Origin of the sequence: Azospirillum canadense (genome assembly GCF_025961225.1) — a bacterium.
GTDB classification, from domain to species: domain Bacteria; phylum Pseudomonadota; class Alphaproteobacteria; order Azospirillales; family Azospirillaceae; genus Azospirillum; species Azospirillum canadense.
Map to the genome: position 1 here is coordinate 672,903 of NZ_JAOQNG010000004.1, position 25,762 is coordinate 698,664.

The window sequence follows — 25,762 nt, forward strand, 5'->3', positions numbered from 1 at the left end:
CCGTGCAGTTCATGCCGCAGTCCCTGTCGGCGCGGGTCTTCCTGCTCTACGCGGCGATGTTCTCGCTCTGCATTTTCCTGAGCCTGTCACTGTACTTCCACCACTACATCTCGCAGCGCCTGGAAGACGCGCAGATGACGGCGGGCATGCTGATCGAGGTGACGGCGCAGGCCATCCAGGAAAGCGTGATCATCGGCGACTACGACGCCGTGAAGCGGACCATGGAAACCGCCGTCACCCACACCTCCTTCGACCGCGTGGCCTTCATCGATATCTCCGGCGCCCGCATCGCGCTGGGGCAGGAGAGCCGGACGAAGGGCTATGTGCCGCAGTGGCTGATCGACCTGTTCGCGGAGCGATTCTACGACGTGAACCGCGTCATCTCCGCGGGCGGGCGCGACTATGGCGTCCTGCGCCTGTCCTTCGACGTGGCGACCGCGTCGGAGGAGGTCTGGTCGCTGATCAAGGCGACGCTGACCCTGACGCTCGGCGGGCTGGTGGTCGGCCTGGCGGTGGTCCGCCTGCTGCTGATGCGCTGGCTGACCAACCTGAACACGCTGAAGGCGCTGGAGGAGCGCGTCCAGGTCGGCGAGCTGGACGCCCAAGCCCAGCTGATGCAGAGCGCGCCGCTGGAAATCCGGCAGGCCATCGACGTGGTGAACCGCACCGCGCTCAGCCTGCGCAACCAGTTCGGCCAGCGCATCGACGCGCTGATGGACGCGCTGGTCCAGCACAAGAACGCGCTGGACCAGACCGCCATCGTCAGCGAGATCGACGCAGGAGGCCGCGTCACCGTCGTCAACGACCTCTATTGCGACACGCTGGGCATCGAGCGCGGCGAGGTGGTCGGCCGTCCCCTGGCGGCGGACGAGGACGACGCACAATCCGCCATCCTCTCGGCCGAGATTTGGCGGGGCGTCGTGCGGCGGACGCGGCGGGACGGGTCGGCGCTGTGGCTGAACCGGACGGTCATTCCCATTTTCGACAGCCAGCGCGCCATCGAGAAGTGGATCTGCATCGACCTGGACATCAGCGCCCAGAAGCTGGCAGAGGAGGAGCTGCGCGTCGCCCACCGCCAGTCGGAGGAGATGGCCGAGCGGCACCTGAAGGCGATCCTGGACGCGGTCGGCGACGGCGTGGTGATCGCCAACCAGGAAGGCGTCATCACCGACGTGAACCGCGCCACGCAGGAAATCTTCGGCATCCCCCGCGGCGGGCTGGTCGGCCAGCCCCTGACCGTGCTGATGGCCGAGAACGCCGCCGCCCGCCACGACGCCCGGATGACCGACTATCTGGAGAACCGCGTCGCCCACGTCATCGGCCGCACGCGGGAGGACACCGGCCGGCGCGGCAACGGCGAGCTGTTCCCCATCGAGCTGGCGGTGGGCAACCTGGAATCGGTGGGCATCCCGCTGTTCATCGGCATCGTCCGCGACATCAGCGAACGCCGCAAGACCCAGGAAAGCCTGCGCCGGGCCAAGGAGATGGCCGAGGCCGGCAGCCGCGCCAAGTCGGAATTCCTGGCGACCATGAGCCACGAGATCCGCACGCCGATGAACGGCGTGCTCGGCATGCTCTCGCTGCTCGATTACGAGGACCTGAAGCCAGACCACCGCGACAAGCTCACCGTCGCGCGCCAGTCGGCGGAATCGCTTCTGCACATCCTCGACGACATCCTGGACTTCTCCAAGCTGGAGGCCGGCCGGATCGAGGTGGAACTGGAGACCTGCGATCCCGGCTACATCGCGGAATCCGTCGTCCAGGTCCTGCGCCCGCGGGCGGCGGAGAAAGGGCTGGACCTCACCTGCCGGATGCAGCCCTCGGTTCCCGCGGCGGTCGTCACCGACCCGACGCGGCTGCGCCAGATCCTCTACAACCTCGTCGGCAACGCCATCAAGTTCACTGAATCCGGCCATGTCGCGGTGCGCGCCCGGCGCGCCAAGCAGCTCGACGGCCGGCGCGTGCTGCTGGAGTTCGAGGTCGAGGACACCGGCATCGGCATCACCCCGGGGGCGGCGAAGACCCTGTTCCAGCGCTTCACCCAGGCGGACAGCTCCATCACGCGCCGCTTCGGCGGCACCGGCCTGGGTCTGGCGATCTGCAAGGACCTGTGCACCCTGCTGGGCGGCACCATCCGGGTGGACAGCGCGCCGGGGCGCGGCAGCGTCTTCATCTTTTCCATCGGCTGCGACATCGGCGATCCCGCGGCCATCCACAGCGCCGCCGCGGCGGAAGATCCGGGCAAGGCCCCCGAACCGCTGCCCACGCTGCGCATCCTCGCGGTGGACGACAACCCGGTGAACCGCAACGTCGTGGAAGCCATGCTGGTCCGCCAGGGCCACACCGTGACGCTGGCGGGCAACGGGCTGGAGGCGGTGGACGCCGTGATGCGGCAGGGCTTCGACGTGGTGCTGATGGACGTCCAGATGCCGGAGATGGACGGGCTGACCGCCACCCGGCGCATCCGCCAGCTGCCCGAACCGCAGAGCCGGACGCCCGTGGTCGCCCTGACCGCCCACGCTTCCGAGGCCGCCTGGAAGGAATGCGCCGAGGCCGGCATGAACGCCTTCGCCACCAAGCCGATCCGGCTGCCGCAGCTTTTCTCGGCCATATCCGCGGCGGTGCGGGGCACGATGGCGCCGGAACACACCGCGGACGTCGCGTCCTCCGAACCCGAACACGTTAAAGCGGATGAAAATCCGCTTTAAAAGGTGAAGTTCCGGGAAGACAGCTGGTTGGGCTGGACGCCCGGCATGTCGATGCGGTGTCCGCCGATCTCCACCACGGTACCGCCGTCCTGCGCCCGGATCCTGGCGTCGCCAAAGCGCAGATCGCCCGCGTTGTCGAATTCCAGCGTGTCCTGCCTCGGCGTGAAGTCGGTGATCGTCGCATCCTGGTCCGGCGCGGTGAACACGAAGACGTCGCGTCCGCCGTTTCCAGTCATGGTCTGCCGATCCTGCCCCGCCACCAACGCGTCACCCGCGGACCCGCCGACCAGACGGTCGCTGGTCTCCGTCCCGATCAGCAGCTGCGGCGCATCCGGCTGCTCGGACCGGGTGTCCGGCGTGTGCCGGTCGTAGAAGGTGAACACGTCGTTCTGCACATAGGACGTGTCGGTGTTCCGCTCGATGATGTCGGCGAGCGTCGTGTTTTTGGTGGTCTTCAGCGTGTCCGCATCGAATCCCTGGTTCTCGTACCAGAGGCGATCCCCATCGCGCAGGGCCTCGAACTGCGCGGTGATGATGGTCGCGAAGGTCGGGCCGACGACTCCTCCGGACACGTGCTTTTCCGATATGCCGCCGGTCCAAAGGTCGACGCTGTCCACCGAGCCGAACGCATCGCGCAGGGCCGAGGCCGTGGCCTTGTCGTCCGTGATCTGGTCGAAGCCCGTGTAGGGCTTCAGCCCCAGCGCCCGGCGCGCACCGTTGAGCGTCGGCAGGCCGAGGTCCCGGCCGCGCTGGATGTTGATGGCCGCCAGATCCTGCGCGACCGGAGGATCAACCAGGAAGTTGCGCAGGTCGTCGACGATCCGCGCGTCCATTGCCTGCGACCGGTCGGCGGCGAGGTGGCGCAGGAAGCCGTCGGCGCCGGAGTGCGCGGAAAAGCTCTGCGGGTCCATAAAGAAGACGTCCCGAAGCTCCTCCGCCGGCCCCAGCACCTGGCCGTCGTTTCCCAGCCGTTCGGTTTCCGCCGAAACCATCGAATGCCCGAAGCGGAACGCGGCGCCGGCAAACTCGATCGAGATGCTGGGATCAACCGACGGGTCGTAGCCGTGGTAGGCGGACAAAGCCTTGTCGCCGAGAAGGTGCGGCAGGAACTCATCGTGTGTGATGTGGGCGATTTCCGCCGTGACGATCGCCCGGGCCTGATCGTAGAGTTGGTCGCCCGAAAGCTTCGGATTTTCCCAATGCAGCCGGTCGACTTGGTGATTGTGCTCGCGGACGAACAAGGTCTGGAGCGCGGTGAGCGACGCGTTTTCCGCCGCGCGGGCATCGCCGGCCACGTAGGCCCCGCCGACGATGGGCAGGTTGCCGCCCGACGAGGTCTTCATCCGTCCGTCGGCCGAGTGGAGGCTCGCCGCGGTTTTCGCGTCCGAGCCGTAGACCATGGACGCGTCCTCCCACCCCGTGACCGCGTTGATCGCGGTCGCGGGATTGTCGGTGTCCGTCCCCGTCCCCTTGGCCACCACGGCGCGGGTCATGGCGATCGTGCTGCCGGGCTTGAGGTCCGGGTCGCCCGCGGGGATGGTGATGCCGAAACGGGTCTTGCCGTCGGAGGGCGTCAGGTCGAGGTCGTGATCGACGAATTGGCCCCAAGCGTACATCATCCCGGAAACCCCTTCCCGGTTTCCGACCCCCGCATCGCCCTGGCCGACGACGACGTTGCTGATCGTGCGGGGATTGGGACCCTCGACGGGCTTCGACACACCGTCGGCGAAGCGTGCTTCGGTCGTTCGCAAAAACACCGAGCCGGGTGTGTTCCGGTCGGTGTCGGACTGGCTGTTCCGGGAGCCATCGATCGTTCTGAATTCCATGGCATGCTCCTGCGGGGCCCTCTTCAGGCATCCGTTCCGGGGGCATCCTTCCGGCGGCATGGACGCGGCTGGCGTCTGCCGTCGCGCCCCAGCAGAAGGCGTCCCCTCAAGCTCGTGTCTGAGACTTGAGGAACGAAGAGGGTCGGTTGCGAGTGCTGCCTGCTCTGCAATGAAAGATTATGGGAGGGGAGGTAAAGAAGAATACGAGCGGGCAACGAGGCATCGGTGGGAATCCGATGCGGCTGGCGAGGCACAATAGTCTCGTCTTCTGTTCAGGTCCCACTCTCATCGGGCTGATTTCATACGCATGTGGCAGAACGACCCTGTCATTACGAACAGGATGCATTGCCCATAAGTTTTCTATGAATTTCGGTGCGGTTTTGCCTCATGCGCGCTACGCAAAAAGCATGGCGGCATCAGCGGATGCGGTCGGACAATGATCATGGCGACCATTGCCCGGCGTCACTTTCCAACCGTCTCTCCCGCAGGCCGTTCGGCGTAGCGGCGGCAGTGCTCAAGGTAGGCCGCCTCGTGCCCGGCGACCAGGTCGACGATGCTCAGCCACAGCCAGGACGGCGCGTCCAGGCTCTTGGTCCGGTTGCGGCCCAGTTCGGCGCACCACGCCCGGCGGGTCGCCTCGTCCATCTGGCGGGCGTGCGCCTTGCCGACGACGGCGGCCAGGAAGAAGGCGGCGCGGGTCGCCTCCGCCCGCGTCAGGCGTTCGAAGTCGAGCTTGATGTCCTGCGGCAGCAATTCGCGCAGGAACACCGCCCGGTCCAGCAGACGCGCCGGCCTCATGCGGTCGCCGAGGTAGGGGGACAGGCACTGCGCGCCTTGGACGACGCGGTCGGCGTTGTCGCGCGGCATGGCCGTCTTGGGCGCGCGCGGGGCGGCGGCCTGCACCGCCTCCTTGATGTCGATCAGGCTGAGTCCGCCCTCGTGGTAGTGGCCGTCGCCGACCCCCAGCAGCACCGCGACGCGCAAGCGCCCGAGCGAGCTGCACCCCTTCACCCAATAGGCGGCGTCGAGCAGCTCGATGCGGTCGTTGTCGTCGCGCGAATGCAGCGCGGTCACCAGCCGCCGGACGGAGTCCGTTTTGAACAGCGCCTCCACCGCCGCGCGCTCCTCCTCGCTCAGCGGCCAGAATTTCTGGCCGAGCGGGATGGTCGGGCGCACGTCGCGGATGCGCTCCTTGGCAAGGTGCTTCCAGGTCCGGCTGATCGCCTGCCGCATGCCGAGCTGCACGGCGGCGGGCTTCTTGCGGGTGGCGGACTCGGCCATCTCGTCGTCGAGCGCCTGCATGTAGCCTTCGATCATCTGCTCCAGCATGCGCGCCGTCGTGACGCCCGGCAGGTCGGACCCGCGCGCCGCCATGGCCAGCGACAGCCCCAACCGGATCAGGTCGTGCGCCGGGTTGCCGACCACGGTCTGGTCGACGTCGCGGATCTGGATGCCGATGCGGCCCTTGGCGTTCGCCACCGGCCCCAGATTGCCGACGTGGCAGTCGCCGCAGATCCACACCGGCGGCCCGGCCGGCACCTTGCCGTTGGCCGTTTCCAGCCATTCGTAGAACTTCACCGTGCTGCCGCGCACATAGGCGTGGGCGGAGCGGGCCATCTTCAGGTTCCGCCGTTGCGAAAGGGCGGCTTGGCGTTCGTCCGGCGACAGGAAGCGGGATTTGGATGAGGGCATCGCGTGCGGTCCAGAGTTGCGACGCGTGAGATAGGGACAGAATCCCTGTCCCACCATCGCACAACGGGTCATGCACCAATGCTTTCGGGATAGCCCCGCTCCCTCTTTTGCGCCTCTACAGCAGCCTTCGCCCGTCCTCAGCGTCGAACAGGTGCGCCGCCGCGGGATTCGGCCGCAGCGGCAGGAACTCGCCGGGCTTGGCGGACAGCCGCTCGCGGAACACGCCCACCACCTCCTGCCCGGCCAGGGTCGCCACGACCTGGGTTTCGGACCCCGTCGGCTCCACCACCGCGACTTGCACGGCGATGCCCCCGTCCGGATCGATGGCGAAATGCTCCGGCCGCAGGCCGTAGACCGCCGGGCGGCCGTCCGACGCGGGCGGGGCCTTGGCGAGCGGCAGCCGGATCCCGCCCTCCGTCACGAAGGAGGCCGTGCCGTTCACCGCGATCCGCCCTTTCAGGAAGTTCATGGCGGGGGAACCGATGAAACCGGCGACAAAGCGGTTGGCCGGCCGGTCGTAGAGGTCCAGCGGCGCGCCCGCCTGCTCCACCCGCCCGTCGCGCATGACCACGATGCGGTCGGCCATGGTCATGGCCTCGATCTGGTCGTGGGTGACGTAGATGGAGGTGGTGCGCAGGCGCTGGTGCAGTTCCTTGATCTCGGCGCGCATCTGCACGCGCAGCTTGGCGTCCAAGTTGGACAGCGGCTCGTCGAACAGGAAGACCTGCGGGTCGCGCACGATGGCCCGTCCCATGGCAACGCGCTGGCGCTGCCCGCCCGACAGCTGCCGGGGATAGCGGTCGAGCAGGCCGGTCAAGCCCAGCACCTCCGCCGCGCGCGCCACCCGGGCCGCGATCTCCCGCTTGTCCACGCCCTTCAGCGTCAGGGCGAAGCCCATGTTCTGCGCCACGGTCTTGTGCGGGTAGAGCGCGTAGTTCTGGAACACCATGGCGATGTCTCGGTCCTTCGGCGCGACGTCGTTGACGACGCACCCGCCGATGCGGATCTCGCCGCCGCCGACCTCCTCCAGCCCGGCGATCATGCGCAGCAGGGTGGACTTGCCGCAGCCCGACGGGCCGACGAGCGTCACGAACTCCCCCTCCGCGATGTCGATCGACACGCCATGGATGACGGCGGTGCCGCCGTAGGACTTGCGGAGGTCGCGGATGGTCACGGAAGCCATGGGAGCCCTCACTTCAGCCCGCCCGCGGTCAGGCCGCGGACGAGGTATTTACGGACCAGCAGCGTGAAGACCAGCACGGGCAGCATCACCAGCGTGCCGCCCGCGGCGATCTTCCCCCACTCCCACCCCTCGTACTGGAGGAAGTTGGTGATGGCGACCGGGGCGGTGATGGCGTTGGTGCGCGTCAGGATCAGCGCGAAGAAGAAGTCGTTCCACGAGAAGATGAAGCAAAACACCGCCGTCGCGGCGAGACCGGGGGCGGCCAGCGGCAGCGTCACCCGCCAGAAGGCCTGCCAGACGCCGCAGCCGTCGATCCAGGCCGCTTCCTCCAGCGCCTTCGGGATGGCGGCGAAGAAGGTCTGCATGAACCAGATGACGATGGAGATGTTGAAGGTCATGTAGATCAGCGCCAGCCCGATCACCGTGTCCTGCAAACCGACCCAGCGGTAGGCCAGGAAGAAGGGGATGGTGAAGGCGATGGGCGGGGCCATCCGCGTCGCCAGGATCCACAAGGACACCCGCCCCCGCGCGCGGAAGCACCAGCGCGACAGCACATAGGCCGCCGGCACGCCCAGCGCCAGCGAGGTCGCGGTGGACAGGGTGCTGACCAGCAGGCTGTTCACGAAGGATCGCGGAAAGGTGCCCTGCCAGAGGGACGCGAAATTCTCCAGCGTCGGCCGGAACAGCAGCGCATCCCCCAGCACGTCGTCCGCCGGGCGGAAGGCCATCTGTACCATCCACAGGAAGGGGAACAGCACGGCCAGCAGCAGCGCCAGCGCCGCGACATGCAGGCCGATCCGACGACCCTTCAGCAACGGCCACGGTCGGCGCGACGACCGGACGTCGACACGGGCCCGGAGCGGCTTTGCAGGGATCGGCAGGACATCAGTCATGGTGCACCTCGTTCCAGCCCAGGCGGCCGACCAGCCAGCTGACGGCGAAGACGCCCAAGAGCATGATCACCGCGATGGCGCTGGCGTATCCCCAGTAGGAGAAGTTGAAGGCCTCGATGAAGCCGTAGAAGTTGGTGACCTCCGTGGCGCTGCCCGGCCCGCCGTTGGTCAGCACGTAGATCAGCGGGAAGGCCTTGAAGCTGTCGATCAGCCGGAACAGCCCGCAGACGACCAGCGCCGGCCGCAGGTAGGCCAGCGTGATGTGGCGGAAAACCTGCCAGCGGTTGGCCCCGTCGATGCGCGCCGCCTCCAGCGGGTCGTCGGGGATCAGCTGCAGCGTCGCCAGCACCATCAGCATGGTGAAGGGGAACCACTGCCACGTCTCCGCCACGCCGATGGCCCAGATCGCCAGCGCCGGGTCGGTGATCAGGGAGTCCACCGGCAGGCCGACGCTGTCCAACACGCGGTACAAGGGGCTGACGTCCGGCGTGTAGAGGATCTTCCAGATCAGCGCGACCACGATGGGCGGCAGCACCATGGGGATCAGAAAGGCCGCGCGGATCGCCTCGAAGAAACGGGAGCGCACGTTCAGCAGAAGCGCAACGCCTAGCCCCACCGCCAGCTGAAGCGCCACGCTGACCGTGGACAAATGGAGTTGCAGCAGGACGGAGTTGTGGAAGCGGCCGTCCCACAGAAGCTCCCGGTAATTGCCCAGCGGATCGGAAAAATCGAACGCCGTGCCGGGCTTGACGAGGCTGAGCGGCGTCAGGCTGACCGCCAGCAGGAACAGGGCCGGCAGCAGCGTGATGGCGCCGAGCACGACCAGCGCCGGCAGCAGCCCGGCCAGATAGGCGCGCCGGCGGCTGTGCTCCCAGCCGAGGGATGCTCCGGTCAGGTTGAAAAACGTCATGTCGGCGTCTCCCCGGCCGCGTCAGATCGCGACGCCGGCGCGCTTCAGCTCGGTGATGGAGTTGGCCTGCGCCTGGGCCAGCGCCTCCCTGGCCGACAACTGGCCGGAGGCGATGTTGGCGATCGCCTTGTTCAGCTGCTGGTCCACCTGCGGGTAGACGGGCACGGTGCGGTATTTCATGTGCCCTTGACGGGCCGCCAGATCGACCGAGGAGGCGATGATCTCCGCCAAATCATAGCCGTTCAGCGTGGCGATCTGCTTGAACTCCGCGGACGCGAAGTCGGTGCGCCGGGTCGGCGAGGCGTAGCGCTCCTCCACGATGGCGCGGCGGGTGTTCTTCTTGGACAACGCCCACTGGATGAAGGCCCAGGCGGCGTCCTTGTTCTTCGACGCCGCCGGAATGCCCAGCCCGTGGGTCGCCACGCCTGGGAAGCGCCCGGCCGGCCCGCGCACGACGGGGCCATAGGCGACGGTGGCCGCGGTCTTGCTGTGGGCGGCGCCGACCTGCGACAGATAGGTCTGCCCGATCGCCGTGTAGTTGGCCCGCCCGGCTTGGAGCGCCTGGAGTGCCTGGTCCTCCGTGTAGGACAGCACGCCGTTCGGGCCGAATTCCTTCAGCAGGCGGGCGAAATACTCCGCCGCGGCTGCGGCCTCCGGCGTGTCGAGCGTCGGGGTCAGGTCGTCCGGCGGGTTGCGGAAGACGTTCCCACCGAAGGCCTGGAGGAAGGGCACGAAGGTCCAGCCATAGTGGTTGTCGGTGACGAAGCCCGCCACCCGTTCCTTCCCGTGTACGGCCTTCAGCGCGGTGACCAGATCGTCCGTCGTGTCGGGCAGGCCAATGCCCGCGGCCTTGAACAGGTCGAAGCGCGACGCCCCGGCGACGAAGGTGTCCACCGTCCAGGGAATGCCGTAGAGCCGCCCGCTGCGGTCGCTTTCCGATGCCCGCAGGCCAGGCAGGAAATCCTCCACGTCCCAATCCGCCGCCCAATCCGCCGGGGTCTGGTTTGCGTCGCGGATGTAGTCGTCGAGCGGGGTGAACCAGCCCGCGTTGATCCAGCGGCTGGAATAGATGAAGGTGATGTTCAGCACGTCGTATGAGGCGCCACCGGTGGACAGCTCCAGATCCGCGCGCTGGTTGTAGACGGGGAAGGACGGCGTGTCGTAGACGACCTTGGCGCCGGTGGCGTCCTCGAACTCCGGCAGCCACTTGGTCAGGATGCGGGCGAAGGGGGCGTTGAAGGTGGACACGTTCAGCGTCGTCCCGACGAAGGGCTTGGTTCCGCCAATCGCTGGCGCCTTGCCCGGAAGCAGCAGCCCGCCGCCGAGCGCCGCGGCGCCCGCAAGGAGGTGTCGGCGGGAAAAGGAGGGCGTCTGGGTCATCGCAGCGCTCCGTGTCGAATTCATTCTGGTGTGGAGGGCGGTTCCGGGGTGCGGAGCCCCGGAACCGGATCGGGGCGCGGCTTATTCGGCCGCGGCGGCGTGCAGGGAGGCGTCCGGCGACTGCCGGACGGAGCGCGCGAAGCTGCGGCGGCCGTCCAGCGCGACCGGCGGCTGGCCGGCGACGGTGACGCGGCGGACGATGCGCGGCTGCTCGTCGTAATCGTCCACCGCGCGGTGCTGGGTCGCCCGATTGTCCCAGATCGCGACGTCGCCGACCGCCCAGCGCCAGCGCACCACATTCTCCGGCCGGGTGACGTGGTTCTGGAACAGCTCCAGCAGCAGGCGGGAATCCGTGCTCGGCAACCCGATCAGCCGCTGCACGAAATGGCCGAGAATGAGAGACCGCTCCCCCGTCTCCTCATGGACGTGGACCAACGGGTGTTCCGTCTCGAAGACGGTGGAGGTGAAGACGGTCTGGTATTTCTTCAGGCCCTGCGCGTGGGTGCTCTGCCGGTCGCCGACATAATCATAGACGTTGGAGTGCAGCGCCCAGAGCCGGTCCGCGAGGTCGCGCAGCGCTTCGGGCAGTTCCTTATAGGCCGCGGCGGTGTTGGCCCACAGCGTGTCGCCGCCGCGCTCGGGCGCCGTGATGCTGCGCAGGATGGAGATGGCCGGGTAGTCAGGCACGAAAGTCACGTCGGTGTGCCAGGAGCTGGCCCGCTCCCCCCGGCTGCCGTCCACGTCCAAGATGCCTTCGGTGCCGTTCAGCGACGGTACGGTCGGGTGCGGCACTAGGCTGCCGAACAGCCGGCCGAACGCCTCCTGCCCCGCCTCGTCCAGGTGGGTCTGATTGCGGAAGAACAGGACCTTATGCCGGCCCAGCGCCTGCCGGATGGCGCGCACGGTCGCCGGCTGGAGGTCGCCGGACAGGCGGACGCCGTGGATCTCCGCCCCGATGCGGCCGGCGACGGGACGGATGTCCAGGCCGATGGCGGCAGAGGACTCCGTGGTGGACTCGGCGGTGGGCTCGGCATTGGGTTTGGTGGACGCAAGGATGGTCATCGTTTCTGTCCCTGTATTCGTTGTGTGGTTTGTTGGGCGGGCATCCGCAGCCATGGGGAGCCCGTCGCGCGCCACGGCTGTCCGCCGCGGTCGCGCCTGTGCACTCAGATCATTGAGGACGTGTGCGGGCGGCCGTCAGCCGCGACAGCCGCCCGGGTTCCAGCCGGTCATGCCGGCAAGGCAAGCGGCGCGCTGCGCCGGGGATGATGCGGGAAAGGAAACCTTGGGCATGTCCGGTCACTCCTTCGGGGATCCACGACCGGGATCGTGGCGCTTTAGCGTTTGATGACGCGGCGCAAGGCGCGATTCAAATTGCCGCAGACGGCGCGATGAGGCCGACGCACAAAATCTACTTACACGATAGGTTATGAGTCAATGGGAAGAATCGATCTTTGTGTGATTAAATTTCTATAAACAACAAATTTACATTGCTGTTTATGCGCGAGGGGGTATCATCTGGTGCGGTCATCGGTCTAGGATGCGGCGCACCCGCAGCCCGGACCAGAGACCATCATGCCCGACGCCTCCGCCGTTCGAACGCTCGCCTCGGCCTGCCCGCACGACTGCCCCTCCACCTGCGCGCTGGAAGTCGATGTTGTCAGCGTTCCTGGGGGCGGCACCCGCATCGGACGCGTGCGCGGCGCGGCGGACAACAGCTACACCGCCGGCGTGATCTGCGCGAAGGTCGCCCGTTATGCCGAGCGGGTGAACAACCCCGACCGGCTGACGCAGCCCTTGCGCCGGACCGGTCCCAAGGGCTCCGGCCAGTTCGAACCGATCTCCTGGGACGACGCGCTGGACATCGTGGCGGAACGCTTTCTGGAGGCGGAACGGCGCCACGGGCCGGAGACGGTGTGGCCCTACTACTACGCCGGCACCATGGGGCTGGTGCAGCGCGACGGCATCAACCGGCTGCGCCACGCCCGGCGCTGGTCCGGCTTCTTCTCGACCATCTGCACCAACCCGGCCTGGTCGGGCTGGATCGCCGGGACCGGGCGGCTGGCCGGGGCCGACCCGCGGGAGATGGCGAAATCCGACCTCGTGGTGATCTGGGGCACCAACGCCGTCTCCACCCAGGTCAACGTGATGACCCACGCCGTACGCGCCCGGAAGGAGCGTGGGGCGAAGATCGCCGTGGTCGACGTCTACCGCACCCCGACCATGGACCAGGCAGACATCCCCCTGCTCATCCGGCCGGGCACGGACGGCGCGCTCGCCTGCGCGGTGATGCATGTGCTGTTCCGCGACGGCTTGGCCGACCGCGCCTACCTCGCCAGCCACGCCGACGACCCCGCGGGGCTGGAGGCGTACCTCGCCGACCGCGGCCCGGAGTGGGCGGCGACCATCACCGGCCTGCCCGCGGCGGAGATCGAGGCCTTCGCACGGGCGGTCGGCCGGACGAAGCGTAGCTTCTTCCGCCTGGGCTACGGCTTCACTCGCTCGCGCAACGGGGCGGTGAACATGCACGCGGCCTCCTGCATCCCGGTGGTCAGCGGGGCGTGGCAGGTGGAGGGCGGCGGCGCCTTCCATTCCAACAGCGGCATCTACGGCTGGAACAAAACGCTGATCGAGGGGCTCGATCTGCGCGACCCAGCGGTGCGCATGCTCGACCAGTCGCGCATCGGCCCGATTTTGGACGGCGACGCGGACGCGCTGGCCGGCGGCCCGCCAGTCACGGCGATGCTGATCCAGAACACCAACCCCATGGCCGTGGCGCCCGACCAGACGCGCGTCCGCCGGGGCTTTGCACGCGACGACCTGTTCGTCTGCGTGCACGAGCAGGTGATGACCGACACCGCGCGCATGGCCGACATCGTCCTGCCCGCCACCATGTTCGTGGAATACGACGACCTCTACCAGGCCGGCGGCAACCAGCACATCCTGTTCGGCCCGAAGCTGGTCGACCCGCCCGGCGAGTGCCGCCCCAACCACGCGGTGATCGGCGACCTCGCCCGCCGCCTCGGCAGCGACCAGCACCCCGGATTCCGCATGACGGAGCGGGAGTTGATCGACGCCACGCTGCGCGCGTCCAAGCACGGCACGCTGGAGGAGTTGGAGGCGGCGCGCTTCCTCGACGTGCAGCCGGACTTCGACACGGCGCATTACGTGCGGGGCTTCCACTGGCCGGACGGCAAGTTCCGCCTGAAGCCGGACTGGCCCCGCGTGCCCTACGCCGCCCCGTCCACCTTTGGGCCGGTCGCCGAAATGCCCAGCTTCCCCGACCATTGGGCGGTGACGGAGGAAGCCGACGCGGAGCATCCCTTCCGCCTTGTCACCGCACCGGCGCGCAACTTCCTGAACACCTCCTTCACCGACACCCCGACCGGCACGGCGCGTGAGGCCCGCCCCTCCCTGCTGATCCACCCGGACGACGCGGCGGCGCTGGGCATCGCGGAGGGCGACCGGGTGGAGGTCGCCAACCGGCGCGGATCGGTGCTTCTGCACACGCGGCTGTTCGACGGCGTGCGGCGCGGCGTGGTGGTGGCGGAATCCATCTGGCCGAACCGCGCGCATGAGGGCGGCCGCGGCATCAACACTCTGACCGGCGCCGACGCCGTCGCCCCGTTCGGGGGCGCGGCATTCCACGACAGCCATGTGCGGGTGGAGCGGGCGCCGGCCTGACCGGTCCGGCGCCCTTCGATCCCTGGCGCTACGCGGCGTTTTGGGCTTTCAGGGCCGCGTAGCGCGCGTACAGAATGTTTTCCTCCTTGTGCCAGCGCAGGAACAGCGCCGCGGACAACTTCCCGAAGTCCCGTCCGTACTCCAGACCGGATCCGCCGTTCCGGTATTTGTCGAAGAAGTTCATGATGTCGCGGCTGATCGCGGTCATCTCGGCCGCGAATTGCGTCGCCAGGCGTTCCGCGTCCGGTTGCCCGGCCGAGGCGGCCAGGTACGCCGGATAGAAGTCGCGGTCTTCATGGGCGAGATGGTCCAGGAAGAGCTTCCGCGCGCTGTGCAGCGCCTTCTGCCCCTCGGGAGTCCCGATGCCCAAGGACTTCACCGTGTCGAGCAGGGTCTTCAGCGCGTCATGCTCGGCCTTGAGGCCGCGAATAAGGTCGGACATATCTCTGAACCTTCCGATTGTCTTTTGGTTTGTTGCGTCGTCCGACGATGGCCTGCCTGGGGGTGGCCTGCCTGGGGATGTTCGGTGAGCGCGGGTTAAAGATGCTCCAATTATGCATCTTTTAGAATGGACAGAATGTCGCACCCTCCGGCAGAGAGCCGGTTCACCCCGACAGCGTCGCCACGCCGCCGAACACCAGCAGAATCCCGCCCCAGCAGGCCGGCGAAATGCGCTCGCGCAGGAAGGCCCAGCCAAGCAGGACGACCACCACCATGAAGGCGGAACTGGCCACCGCGGCGGCCGACGCGTCCTCGCCCTGGCTGCCGATGTAGAAGCAGAGGTAGGCCAGCGCGTCGACCAGCCCCTGCACCAGAAGGACCGGCCACCAGCGCACCGGCAGCACCGGGCGGACGCGCACCGCCATCATCGCTGCAGCCAACGCCAAGACGCCGACGACGCGTCCGACCCACAAGGTCTGAACCTCCCCATAGGCTTCCACCGCGTGGCGGCCGGCCAACAGCGCCACAGCGAACAGGGCGCTGGCAAGCGCGGCGCAGGCGATGGACTTGCGGCGGTTGGTCCGGTCGGCGGCCAGTGTTTCGTCCGGGTCCTCCCCGGCGGTGCGGGCGACCACCACGGTGCCGAGCAGGGTCGCCGCCATGGCCGCCCAGTCCAGCACGCCCGGCCGAGCGCCGAAGGCGACCTCAACCGGCACGATCAGCGCCGGGTAGGCCGCGGTGATGGGTGCGGCCAGCGACAGCGGCCCCAGCGTCAGGGCCTTGTAGAAGACCAGCGGCGCCACCATCGACGCGACGCCGGCCACCAGCAGCACAGGGAACGTCTCCGCCCGCCAGGGCACCGGCAGCCCGGAACCGAAGCCGTAGAGGCTGAGCATTACCGCCCCGACCAGCATCAGCCCGAGCAGGGCGTTGCGCGGCCCCAGCGCGCGGCCGGTAAAGCGGCCGAGGAAATCCGCGAGCCCGAAGAACAGGGCGGCGGCCGCTCCCCACAGGGCAGCGTTCATGGATGTCCCTCCACAGGGCCTTTGGGGGCGGAGCCGCCTCGTCCGCCCAAACCCTGTGCAGTCACACCCGGACTGCCGCCGGTTGAGGCAGAGCGGCTACGACGCCCCGCAGCCGTTCCGTTCGATGCGCGCCGCCTCGGCCATCATCGCCCCGGCGGACGCGGCGGTCCCCGTCGCGGTGAAAAGCCAGGGGTGCAGGGCGGTGGCGCGGGTCTGGAGCAGCGCGTGCAGCGCGCCCAAGCCGGCCTTCCCGATCCATCGCAAGCCGTGTCCCATGGCAGCCCTCCATTGCGTTGACCGATCCACCGTCGCAAGGGGCGTGCCACCGGACACCCGCTTCAGCCGGCGGGCACCAGACCGGCCGCACCGGCCGCCGCCGTCATGGCCGCCTTCTTCAGAGTCAGCGGCAGGTCGTAGGTGATGCGCGCGCCGTAGGCGCCGGGGTCGGTCGGGTCGACGCGCACCTTGTCGAAGGCGAGCACGCGGGTGGCCAGCGTGAAGCCCTCCTTCAGGTCGTGGGTGACCATGAAGACGGTCATCTTCTCCTCCGACCACAGCCGCAGCAGAAGCTCGTACATCTGCGCCTTGGTGCCGGGGTCGAGCGCGCCGAAGGGCTCGTCCAGCAGCAGGATCTTCGGCTTCAGGATCAGCGCTTGCGCGATGGCGAGGCGCTGCTGCATGCCGCCGGACAGCTCCGCGGGATACTTGCCCAAGTGGTTGCCGAGGCCGACCGCCTCCAGCACCCCCCTCGCCTCCTCCATGGCGGCGCGGCGGCGCGCGCCGAACAGGCGGCCGAGAAAGCGGGACTGCTGGAATTCGCGGCCCAGGATCACGTTCTCCAGAACCGTCAGGTGCGGGAAGACCGAATAGCGCTGGAACACCACGCCGCGGTCGGGGCCGGGCTCCGCCACCAAGGGCTCGCCGTCCAGCCGGATGCTGCCGCGGGTCGGCCGCTCCTCCCCCAGCAGCAGGCGCAGGAAGGTGGTCTTGCCGCAGCCGGACGGGCCGACCAGCGCGCAGAACTCGCCGGAGGGAATCTCCAGGTTGACGCGCTCCAGCACCACCTGGTTCGGGTATTCCATCCAGAGGTCGCGGACGGTGACGTTGCTCATGAGGAGGCCTTTCCCGCCCGCAGCCAGGGGAAGCAGCGCGCGTTGAACCAACGCAGCAGGAGGTCCGACGCGAAGGCCAGCAGCGTGATCCAGGCCACATAGGGCAGGATCACGTCCATCGCCATGTAGCGCCGCACCAGGAAGATGCGGTAGCCGAGCCCCTCCGTCGCCGCGATGGCTTCCGCGGAGATCAGGAACAGCCAGGCCGGTCCCAGCGACAGCCGCAGCGCGTCGGCCAGCCGCGGCAGCATCTGCGGCAGCACGACCCGCAGCACGATCTGCCAAGTGTTCGCCCCCAGCGTCTGCGCCTTGATCAGTTGCTCCCGCGGCATCTCCACCGTGCGCATGGCGAGGTCGCGGACCAGGAAGGGCGCCACGCCGATGACGATCAGCACCACCTTGGACAGCTCGTCCAGGCCGAAGACGATGAACAGGACGGGCAGCACCGCCATGGGCGGCACCATGGACAGCATGGCGACGAAGGGCGACAGCCCCGCCCGCACATAGGGGATCAGCCCCATGCCGATGCCGATCACCAACGCCAGCGCCGTGGCGACGCCGAGCCCCAGCCCAAGCCGGTGCAGGCTGGCCAGCGTGTCCGCCCACATCAGGTAGTCGCCGGTGCGGGCGTCCGGGGTAAAGGCCACGCGGGCGACGGCGGCGACCATGGCGGACAGCGGCGGCAGCAGCTTGTCGTTCGGGTTGTCCGCCAGCCGCAGGGCCGACGCCACCCCATAGCCCGCGCAGGCCACCAGGAACGGAAGGGCGCCCCAGAAGAGCGCACCCCCGCGGCCCGGACGCCGGTTGATGATCCGGCGCATGGATCAGAGCTTCCCGTCGGCGGCTTGCTTCATGACCGCGTCGTCGAAGCGCAGCTTCACGTTCTTCACGTCGCCCAGCACCGTGCCGCCGGGGAACAGGATGCCGACGGCGTCGCGGCTCTTCGCCCCCTCGCCGAGCAGGCCGTGGTCGTAGGAGAAGCTGCGGACGAGGTCCATGGTCTTCACCAGATCGGGGCTCGCCGCGAAGGACGCGCCGTCGGCCGGGGTGTAGAACATCTTCGTGGTGACCAGCTGCTGCTTGTAGCCGGCCAGATCCGTGCCGGACGCCTTGGCCATCGCCTCCAGCGCCGCCTTGCCCTCGGCCGTGTCGGGCTTGGTCATCAGGCCCATGATCTCGTACCAGGCGCCGACCAGCGCCTTGGCGAAGGCCGGGTTGTCGCGCATCGTGCCGGTGTTGACCACCATGAGGTCGATGATCTCGCCCGGCACCTTGGCGCTGTCGAAGACCATGGTGGAGCCGGCGGTCTTGGCGACCTCGCTCAGCTGCGGGTTCCAGGTCACCGTCGCGGTCACGTCGGCGGAGGAGCTGTAGGCCGACACGATGTCCGCGTCGGACGTGTTCACCACCGTGACGTCCTTCTCCTTCATGCCGACGCTGTCCAGCGCGCGGGCCAGCAGGTAGTGCGACACCGACAGTTCGACCAGGTTGACCTTCTGGCCCTTGATGTCCTTCAGGGCGGTGCCCTTCTTCAGGACGATGCCGTCGTTGCCGTTGGAATAGTCACCGGAAATCAGCGCCGTCGTGTCCACGCCGCCGGCCGCCGGGATGGTCAGCGCGTCCATGTTGGTCATGACGCAGCCGTCGAAGGCGCCGGCCGTGTACTGGTTGATGGATTCGACATAGTCGTTGATCTGCACGACCTCGACCTTGATGCCGTACTTGTCGGCCCACTTCTTCATGATGCCGCTGTCGGCGGCGTAGCCCCAGGGCATCCAGCCGGCGTAGATCGACCACGCCACGCGGAAGTTCTTCTTCTCCGCCGCGAAGGACGGCGCTTGGGAGGCTGCCACGGTGGCGGCGAAGGCCACGCCGAACACGATGTTCTTGAGCAAGGTCCGCATCGTCAAAACCCCTCTTCCGGAATGGTGGTTATCGCGTCGGTCGTTATCGCGCCAGCCAGCGGCGCCAGCCGCCGAAGCCGGTGATGTCCTCCGCACCCGCCAGGGCGGCGGGTTCGCACAGGAAGCCCTTTACGGCCGTGCCGTCCTCCAGCAGGACGGTGCCGATCGCCATGGGCGGAGGAACCTCGGCGACGAAGCTGCCGAAGGCGGCCTCCGTCAGTTCCCAGATTTCCAGCTCGATGCCGCCCGCCCCACCAGCGTCGCGCACCAGCCCCGGCTTGGCCGGCACGGTGCCGGCCAGCGCGAAGAGACGGTAGCCGCCGTCCGTCCGCGCCGTGCGGACCAGCCGCGCGCCCCGCCCGGTGAGCTGGTGGTTGAGCGGCTGTCCGCTGAGATGCGCGCCGACGACGGCCAGCCGCACCGTGCCGGGCGCCGCATGGTCGGCGTCCAGCGCCGGCCCCTGCGGCAGTTGCCGCGTGGCGCCGATGGGCAGGGCCTGCGCGCGGTGCAGCCGGTCGGCCAGCACCGCCAAAGCGCCATCGGCGAAGGCTGGCCCGACCAGCGTCGCGCCGAAGGGCAAGCCCCCCTTCGGCCCGTTGCCCGGCCGGAATCCCGCCGGCACGGCGATTGCCGACAGGTCCATCAGGTTCACGAAGTTCGTGTAATACCCCAGGTTGCTGTTCAGCCGCACAGGATCGGCCAGCAGTTCCTCGATCGTGTAGGTCGTGCCGGTGGTCGGCAGCAGCAGCACGTCCATCCCGGCCCACTCGGCCTCCGCCTTGCGGGTCAGTTCGGCCAGCCGGTACATGCCGGCGAAGGCGTCCACGGCGCCGATGGCCTCCGCCCCCAGTACGATGCCGCGCACGACGGGGTGGATGGAGTCCGGGGAGGCCTTGGCGAAGTCGCGGATGGCGGCCAGCCGCTCCGCCACCCAGGGGCCGGAATAGAGCAGCTGGGCCGCGTCGCGGAACGGCGTAAAGTCCACCGGGACCCGCGTGCCGCCCAGCGCCTCCAGCCGGTCGGCAGCAGCGGCGAACAGGCGCGCCGCCGCGTCGTCGCCGAAGAACTCCAGCCCGTCCCGCGGCACGCCGAAGCGGAAGCCGAGCGGCCAGGCCGCGGGCTCCGTCGCCGCAGCCGGGGCCTTGCGGGAGTAGGGATCGGCCGGATCGAAGGCGCCCATGACCTTCAAGACGGCCAGCGCGTCGCCCGCCGTCCCGGCGAAGATCGACACCACGTCCTGCGTCCGGCAGGCCGGGACGACGCCGCTGGCGCTGACCAGCCCTTTGGTCGGCTTCAGACCCACGACGTTGTTGAAGGCCGCCGGCACGCGTCCCGACCCCGCCGTGTCGGTGCCGAGCGCGAAGCTGACCAACCCCGCCCCCACCGCAACGCCGGAGCCGGAGCTTGACCCGCCCGACACATAGCGCTCGTCGAACACCGAGGACGGGATGCCGTAGGGCGACCGGGTGCCGACCAGCCCGGTGGCGAACTGGTCCAGGTTGGTCTTGCCGATCAGGATGGCCCCGGCGTCCACCAGCCGCTGCACCACGGTCGCGGAACGGTCCGGCGTGTAGGCGAAGTCCGGGCAGCCGGCCGTGGTCGACAGGCCGGCCACGTCGATGTTGTCCTTCACCGCGAAGGGAATGCCGAACAGCGGCAGGTCGGCGCCCGCGGCCTTGCGCGCCTGGGCGGCATCCAGCTGCCGGCCGGCCTCGGCGCGGCTCAGCAGGTGGATCCAGACCGGCCTCTCGCCCCGCTCGTCGATGCGGGCGTAGACGGCGTCCAGCACCCCCTCCGGCGTCAGGCCGCCCTCGGTGTAGGCCTTTGCGAGAACCGCGATTTCCAGGCTCAAGGTGGTCATGGGGTTCTCCATCACGCGGCCTCCGGGAGCAGGACGGCGAGCGTCTGGCCCAGCGTCACCGCCTGCCCCTCGGCGCAGCGGATTTCGGCGACGGTGCCGGCCACCGGGGCGGCGACCGCGATTTCCATTTTCATCGATTCCACGATCAGCAGCGGGTCGCCGGCCTTCACCGCCGTGCCGGGCTCCGCGGCGATCTTCCAGACGCTGCCGGGCACGGGGCTCGGCACCGCCTCCCCGCCGGGGGGCAGGTCGGCATCGGCACCGCCCGGTCCGGCGTCCGGCAGGTCGGCCGCATAGCCGATCTGGCCCGACGCCTCCCACCGCGCACGTTCCTCCTCGAAGGCAGCCTGCTGGCGCGTCTTGAAGGCGGCGATGCTGTCCCGGTTCTCGCCCAGGAAGCGGTTGTAGTCGGCGAGGCGGAAGGTCTCCACCTCGATGCGCAGCTTGGCGCGGCCGAGCGGGAAGTCGGCGCGGAAGGCCATCAGCTCGTCGTGGCTGACGGGGTGGAAGCGGATCTGGTCGAAGTGGCGCAGCAGCCAGGGCTTGCCGGGCTCGAACGCGTCGGTGGTCCGGTGCGTGTTCCACATCTGGCAGGTGCGGCCGACGAACTGGTAGCCGCCCGGCCCCTCCATGCCGTAGACGCACAGGTAGGCGCCGCCGATGCCCACCGCGTTCTCCGGCGTCCAGGTGCGGGCCGGGTTGTACTTGGTGGTGACCAGCCGGTGCCGCGGGTCCACCGGCGTGGCAACCGGCGCCCCCAGATACACGTCGCCGAGGCCGAGCACGAGGTAGCTGGCGTCGAACACGATGCGCTTGACCGCCTCGACATCGTCCAACCCATTGATGCGCCGGATGAATTCGATGTTGCTCGGGCACCAGGGCGCGTCGGCGCGCACCGACTGCATGTATTTGGAAATGGCGAGCCGCGTGGCCTCGTCGTCCCAGGACAGCGGCAGGTGGATGACCCGCGTCGGCACTTCAAGGTCGGCGATGCCCGCCAGCTCCTTCTCCGCCCCGACCAGCCGGTCGAGCAGGTTGGCGAGGGGAAGGATACGGCTGTCGTAATGGACCTGCAGCGACCGGATGCCCGGCGTCAGATCCAGGATTCCGGGAAGCTGCTGCGCGATCAGCGCCTGCTGGAGCGCGTGGACCCGGAACCGCAGGTTCAGGTCCAACACCAACGGCCCGTATTCGACCAGAAGGTACTTGTCGCCCGCGCGGCGGTACACGACGGCGGGACAGGTGTCGGTGGCCGCAATGCGGTGGATGATGGCGTCATTGTCCCCTTTCCCCCCCGGGGCGCGGAGCCGACGGCCGAAGGCCGGACGGGCGCCGAAGGCGACCGTAGGCGGAGCGAGGTCGCAAGACTTGCGAGCGACCTGGGTTAGGGTGAGGGGGTTCTCCCTCTCCCCTCCGGGGAAAGGGTGGCCCGCAGGGCCGGGTGAGGGGGGTGCGCGTGTGCCGGACGTGCTGGACATGCCGGACCCCCTCACCCCAGCCCTCTCCCCAGAGGGGAGAGGGAGTGCCCCCTCACCCCGACCCTCTCCCCGGGGGGGAGAGGGAGTAATTTGCGGAGCGGAGAGCAGCGCTTCCTGCGCCTCCTCCAACCCTTCCGCCTCATCCGCCGTCAGCCGCCGGAACCGCAGCTTGTCCCCCGGCCGCAGCTGGCCGACCTTCCACAGCTCCGCGCTGACGATCGTCGCCGGGCAGACGAAGCCACCCAGGCTTGGACCATCGGGGCCGAGGATCACCGGCATGTCGCCGGTGAAGTCGATGGCGCCGATGGCGTAGGCGTTGTCGTGGATGTTGGAGGGGTGCAGACCCGCCTCCCCGCCGTCCTTGCGCGCCCAGGTCGGCTTCGGGCCGATCAGGCGGACGCCGGTGCGGCTGGAGTTGTAGTGCACCTCCCAGTCCGCGGCGAAGAAGGCCGCGATGTCCTCGTCCGTGAAGAAGTCCGGGGCGCCATGCGGACCGTAGAGGACGCCGATCTCCCAGGCGTGGCCGTGCGCGGGCACCGTTTCCAAATGCTGCGGCTCGCCAGCCGGCGTGTCGCCCAGATGCAGGATGTCGCCGGGCAGCAGGGCGCGCCCGCCATGGCCGCCGAACTTGCCGAGCGTGAAGGTGGACTTGCTGCCGAGATAGTCCGGCACGTCCAGCCCGCCACGCACCAGCAGATAGGCGCGGCAACCCGCCCCGCTGACCGTGCCAATGCGCAGAGTCGCGCCCGCCGGAACGGAGACCGGCCGCCAGAAGGGCACCGGCGTTCCGTCGATGTCCGCCGGCATGGCGGCGCCGGTCAGGCAGACCACCGCCTCCGCATTGAACCTCAGGGTCGGCCCCGAAACGGTGATCTCCAGCCCCGCCGCCCCGTCCGGGTTGCCGAGCGCGCGGTTGCCGAGCCGGAAGGCCAGCGGGTCCATCGGCCCGGAGGGCGGCACGCCGACCTCCCAATAGCCGACGCGGCCCGGATGATCCTGCACCGTGGTCAGCGTGCCGGGGGTGACCACCTCCAGCGTGCGCGCGGTGTAGGCGACCGTTTCCAGGTAGCGCGTGGTGATGCCGCCCGCCGCGAAGACCGGATCAGCCGCGAGTTGCCGCAGGTAGCCGAGGTTCGTCTCGATCCCCGACAGACGGCAGCGGGCCAGCGCGTCGCGCAGCTTGGCCAGCGCGTCGGCGCGGTCGGTGCCGCGCACGATCACCTTGGCGACCAGCGGGTCGTAGAAGGGCGTGACCTCGCTGCCCTGCTCCACCCAGGTCTCGACGCGGGCATCCTCGGGGAACGCCGCCTCGGTCAGGATGCCGGAGCAGGGGCGGAAGTTGCGGCCGGGGTCCTCGGCGTAGACGCGCACCTGGATCGACGCGCCTTGCGCGGTACCCTTGTGCTGTTCAAGGGGCAGCGGCTCGCCGGCGGCCTGCCGGACCATCCATTCGACAAGATCGATGCCGGTGACCTCCTCGGTCACGCCGTGCTCGACCTGGAGGCGGGTGTTGACCTCCAAGAAATAGGCCTCGCCCGCCGCGTCGTCGTAGACGAACTCGACCGTGCCGGCGGACTGGTAGTTTACCGCGCGGCCCAGCCGCTCCGCCGCGTCGAACAGTTGGCGCCGCAGGTCGTCGGAAATGCCGGGGGCCGGTGTCTCCTCAATGACCTTCTGGTTGCGCCGCTGGGCGGAGCAGTCGCGCTCGCCCAGAGCCACCACGGTGCCGCGGCCATCGCCGAAAATCTGCACCTCGATGTGGCGGGCGCGCTCGACGAACTTCTCCAGATAGACGCCGCTGTCCTTGAAGTTGTTGCGCGACAGGCGCTGCACCGCCTCGAACTGCGCGGCCAGCGCGTCGGGGTCGCGGCACAGCTGCATGCCGATGCCGCCGCCGCCCGCCGTGCTCTTGATCATCACCGGGTAGCCGATGCGCGCGGCCTCGATCTTCGCCTGCTCCGCGTTATCCAGCAGGCCGCTGCCGGGCGACAGGGGCACGCCGCTGCGCTCCGCCAGTTCCCGCGCGGTGTGTTTCAGGCCGAAGGCGCGCATCTGTTCCGGCGTCGGGCCGATGAAGGCAATGCCGGCCGCGGCACAGGCCTCCGCAAAGCCCGGATTCTCCGACAGGAAGCCGTAACCGGGGTGGATCGCCTGCGCGCCGGTGGCCTTCGCCGCCGCCAGGATGCGGTCGGCATTCAGGTAACTTTCCGAGACGGCGGCCGGACCGATGCACACGGCCTCTCCCGCCAGGGCGACGTGCAGGGAATGGGAGTCGGCCTCCGAATAGACGGCCACCGACTTGATGCCCATGCGGTCGAGCGTTCGGATCACGCGGCAAGCGATCTCGCCGCGGTTGGCAATCAGGACCTTGGTGAACATGATGAACCCCTTATGCCGCCCCAATGGACGAAGAGTTCCAGACCAGAACCTCGATCGGCGTCGGGTTGTAGTCGTTGCAGGGGTTGTTCAGCTGCGGGCAGTTGGAGATCAGGACGATCACGTCCATCGCCGCGCGCATCTCCACATACTTGCCGGGGCCGCTGACGCCGTCGGCGAAGGTCAGCCCGCCGTCGGGGGTGACCGGCACGTTCATGAAGAAGTTGATGTTGTGGGTGATGTCGCGCTTGGTCATGCCGAACTGCTCGTTCTGCGCCACGGCCAGCATCCAGCTGTCCCGGCAGGCGTGCATGCACTTCTTCTCAAGCGCGTAACGCACGGTGTTGCTTTCCGTCGCGCAGGCGCCGCCCAGCGTGTCGTGCCGGCCGACCGTGTCGGCGACGATCTCCAGCATCGGGTTGCCCATGGTGGAGATCAGTTTGGTGCCGACCGACAGGTAGACGTTGCGCTGTTCGCGGATCGTGTCCACCGCGCTGTAGCGCTCGGCCGGGTCGGCGGCGCTGTAGAACAGCGTGTCGGCGGCCTGATTGCCCTCCAGGTCCACGATGCGGAGGGTCTGGCCCTGGCGGACCACCTCCATCCAGTAATCGCCCGCCAGAACGACCTTGCGGTGGGCGGCGGCGCTGGGGCTGAGGGTGCTTTCCTTGATCATGACCGGCGCTCCCCTCAGCAACCGCAGAGGTGATAGAGGTGGTTGTTCGCGAACCCGCGCCCGTTCTCCGGCCGGGAGGTCTTGCACAGATCGTCCTCGGCGACCGGGTCGGCCTTGCGGAGCTGGCAGGCAATGGGCTTGCGCGGGTACTCCGCGGCGGGGTTCAGCGGGTGCGGGCAGGTGTGGAACAGCACCAGCGTGTCCATCTCGAACCGCAGGTCCACATGCGCGCCGGCCTTGGCGGCGGACGGGTCGAAGACCATCGTCCCGTCCTCCTCCGTGCGCACCTTGCTGAACCAGTTGACGTTGGCAGCGAGGTCGCGGCGGCCGAGCCCGTACTTCGCGGCCTCCACCAGGAAGCTGTCGTGGCCGTTCAGCGCCCAGTCGTTGCGGTGCTCCTGGTAGCTCTTCTGCCCCCAGCGCTCCGCGACCAGGGCCTTCGTCGAATTGCCGCAGACGGTGTCGTGCCAGCCCGCCGTGTCCTCGATGATGGAGCAGAAGATGCGACCCATGTCGGAATAGAGGCAGTGGCCCGCCGTCAGCTTGAAGGTGTGCTGGCACTTCAGCGTGTCGGGCGCGTTGTAGCGCTCAAGATGGTTCTGCGGGTTGTAGAACA

At 68.7% G+C, this 25,762-nt stretch carries 19 protein-coding genes; 2 read left to right on the top strand and 17 right to left on the bottom strand.

What is annotated here, in order from left to right; genetic code table 11:
- Positions 1–11: 11 nt before the first annotated feature.
- Complete coding sequence (locus M2351_RS24530; protein ID WP_264658708.1) at positions 12–2,708, top strand: PAS domain S-box protein; 2,697 nt, start codon at positions 12–14, stop codon at positions 2,706–2,708.
- On the opposite strand, the gene M2351_RS24535 is transcribed toward M2351_RS24530, so the two are convergent.
- The 7 genes from M2351_RS24535 to M2351_RS24565 all read right to left on the bottom strand — a co-directional run bounded on the left by M2351_RS24535 (position 2,705) and on the right by M2351_RS24565 (position 11,654).
- On the bottom strand, positions 2,705–4,534 hold the full coding sequence (locus M2351_RS24535; protein WP_264658669.1) for a peroxidase family protein: 1,830 nt from the start codon (positions 4,532–4,534) through the stop codon (positions 2,705–2,707). The genes M2351_RS24530 and M2351_RS24535 overlap by 4 nt on opposite strands.
- A gap of 462 nt (positions 4,535–4,996) precedes the next feature.
- The gene (locus M2351_RS24540; protein WP_264658670.1) at positions 4,997–6,226 is read right to left on the bottom strand and encodes a DUF2252 domain-containing protein; all 1,230 of its coding nucleotides are present in this window, start codon (positions 6,224–6,226) and stop codon (positions 4,997–4,999) included.
- Positions 6,227–6,341: 115 nt separating this feature from the next.
- On the bottom strand, positions 6,342–7,409 hold the full coding sequence (locus tag M2351_RS24545; RefSeq protein WP_264658671.1) for an ABC transporter ATP-binding protein: 1,068 nt from the start codon (positions 7,407–7,409) through the stop codon (positions 6,342–6,344).
- Between the two features lie 8 nt (positions 7,410–7,417).
- Entirely contained in the window at positions 7,418–8,302 is an 885-nt protein-coding gene (locus M2351_RS24550) for a carbohydrate ABC transporter permease (protein ID WP_264658672.1), read from the bottom strand.
- Positions 8,295–9,212: a carbohydrate ABC transporter permease gene (locus M2351_RS24555; protein WP_264658673.1), complete on the bottom strand. Its 918-nt coding sequence runs from the start codon at positions 9,210–9,212 to the stop codon at positions 8,295–8,297. Before M2351_RS24555 ends, M2351_RS24550 begins: the two co-directional genes overlap by 8 nt.
- 21 nt (positions 9,213–9,233) lie before the next feature.
- Positions 9,234–10,592: an ABC transporter substrate-binding protein gene (locus M2351_RS24560; RefSeq protein ID WP_264658674.1), complete on the bottom strand. Its 1,359-nt coding sequence runs from the start codon at positions 10,590–10,592 to the stop codon at positions 9,234–9,236.
- A gap of 81 nt (positions 10,593–10,673) precedes the next feature.
- Complete coding sequence (locus tag M2351_RS24565) at positions 10,674–11,654, bottom strand: TauD/TfdA dioxygenase family protein (RefSeq protein WP_264658675.1); 981 nt, start codon at positions 11,652–11,654, stop codon at positions 10,674–10,676.
- 513 nt (positions 11,655–12,167) lie between these two features.
- On the opposite strand from M2351_RS24565, the gene M2351_RS24570 reads away from it, so the two are divergent.
- Positions 12,168–14,276, top strand: coding sequence for a molybdopterin-containing oxidoreductase family protein (locus M2351_RS24570; RefSeq protein ID WP_264658676.1), 2,109 nt, complete (start codon positions 12,168–12,170; stop codon positions 14,274–14,276).
- 28 nt (positions 14,277–14,304) lie between these two features.
- Here the strand turns inward: M2351_RS24570 and M2351_RS24575 are convergent, their stop codons facing one another.
- From M2351_RS24575 to M2351_RS24620, 10 genes are all read right to left on the bottom strand, one after another.
- Positions 14,305–14,718 (bottom strand): hemerythrin domain-containing protein, encoded by a 414-nt coding sequence (locus tag M2351_RS24575; RefSeq protein WP_264658677.1) that lies wholly within the window; start codon positions 14,716–14,718, stop codon positions 14,305–14,307.
- Positions 14,719–14,881: 163 nt separating this feature from the next.
- Positions 14,882–15,742 (bottom strand): DMT family transporter, encoded by an 861-nt coding sequence (locus M2351_RS24580; RefSeq protein ID WP_264658678.1) that lies wholly within the window; start codon positions 15,740–15,742, stop codon positions 14,882–14,884.
- A gap of 96 nt (positions 15,743–15,838) precedes the next feature.
- Positions 15,839–16,018, bottom strand: coding sequence for a hypothetical protein (locus M2351_RS24585; protein WP_264658679.1), 180 nt, complete (start codon positions 16,016–16,018; stop codon positions 15,839–15,841).
- Positions 16,019–16,080: 62 nt separating this feature from the next.
- Positions 16,081–16,854: an ABC transporter ATP-binding protein gene (locus M2351_RS24590; RefSeq protein ID WP_264658680.1), complete on the bottom strand. Its 774-nt coding sequence runs from the start codon at positions 16,852–16,854 to the stop codon at positions 16,081–16,083.
- Entirely contained in the window at positions 16,851–17,675 is an 825-nt protein-coding gene (locus tag M2351_RS24595; protein ID WP_264658681.1) for an ABC transporter permease, read from the bottom strand. The genes M2351_RS24590 and M2351_RS24595 overlap by 4 nt, the downstream gene beginning before the upstream one ends.
- 3 nt (positions 17,676–17,678) lie before the next feature.
- Positions 17,679–18,758 (bottom strand): putative urea ABC transporter substrate-binding protein, encoded by a 1,080-nt coding sequence (locus M2351_RS24600; RefSeq protein WP_264658682.1) that lies wholly within the window; start codon positions 18,756–18,758, stop codon positions 17,679–17,681.
- Positions 18,759–18,801: 43 nt separating this feature from the next.
- Positions 18,802–20,619 (bottom strand): allophanate hydrolase, encoded by a 1,818-nt coding sequence (atzF, locus tag M2351_RS24605; RefSeq protein WP_264658683.1) that lies wholly within the window; start codon positions 20,617–20,619, stop codon positions 18,802–18,804.
- 11 nt (positions 20,620–20,630) lie between these two features.
- Positions 20,631–24,476 (bottom strand): 5-oxoprolinase/urea amidolyase family protein, encoded by a 3,846-nt coding sequence (locus M2351_RS24610; RefSeq protein ID WP_264658684.1) that lies wholly within the window; start codon positions 24,474–24,476, stop codon positions 20,631–20,633.
- A gap of 10 nt (positions 24,477–24,486) precedes the next feature.
- A complete protein-coding gene (locus tag M2351_RS24615; RefSeq protein WP_264658685.1) occupies positions 24,487–25,146 on the bottom strand; it encodes an urea amidolyase associated protein UAAP2 in 660 nt (219 codons plus the stop codon).
- A gap of 14 nt (positions 25,147–25,160) precedes the next feature.
- The coding region (locus tag M2351_RS24620; protein ID WP_264658686.1) for an urea amidolyase associated protein UAAP1 at positions 25,161–25,762 on the bottom strand (602 nt) is incomplete at its 5' end.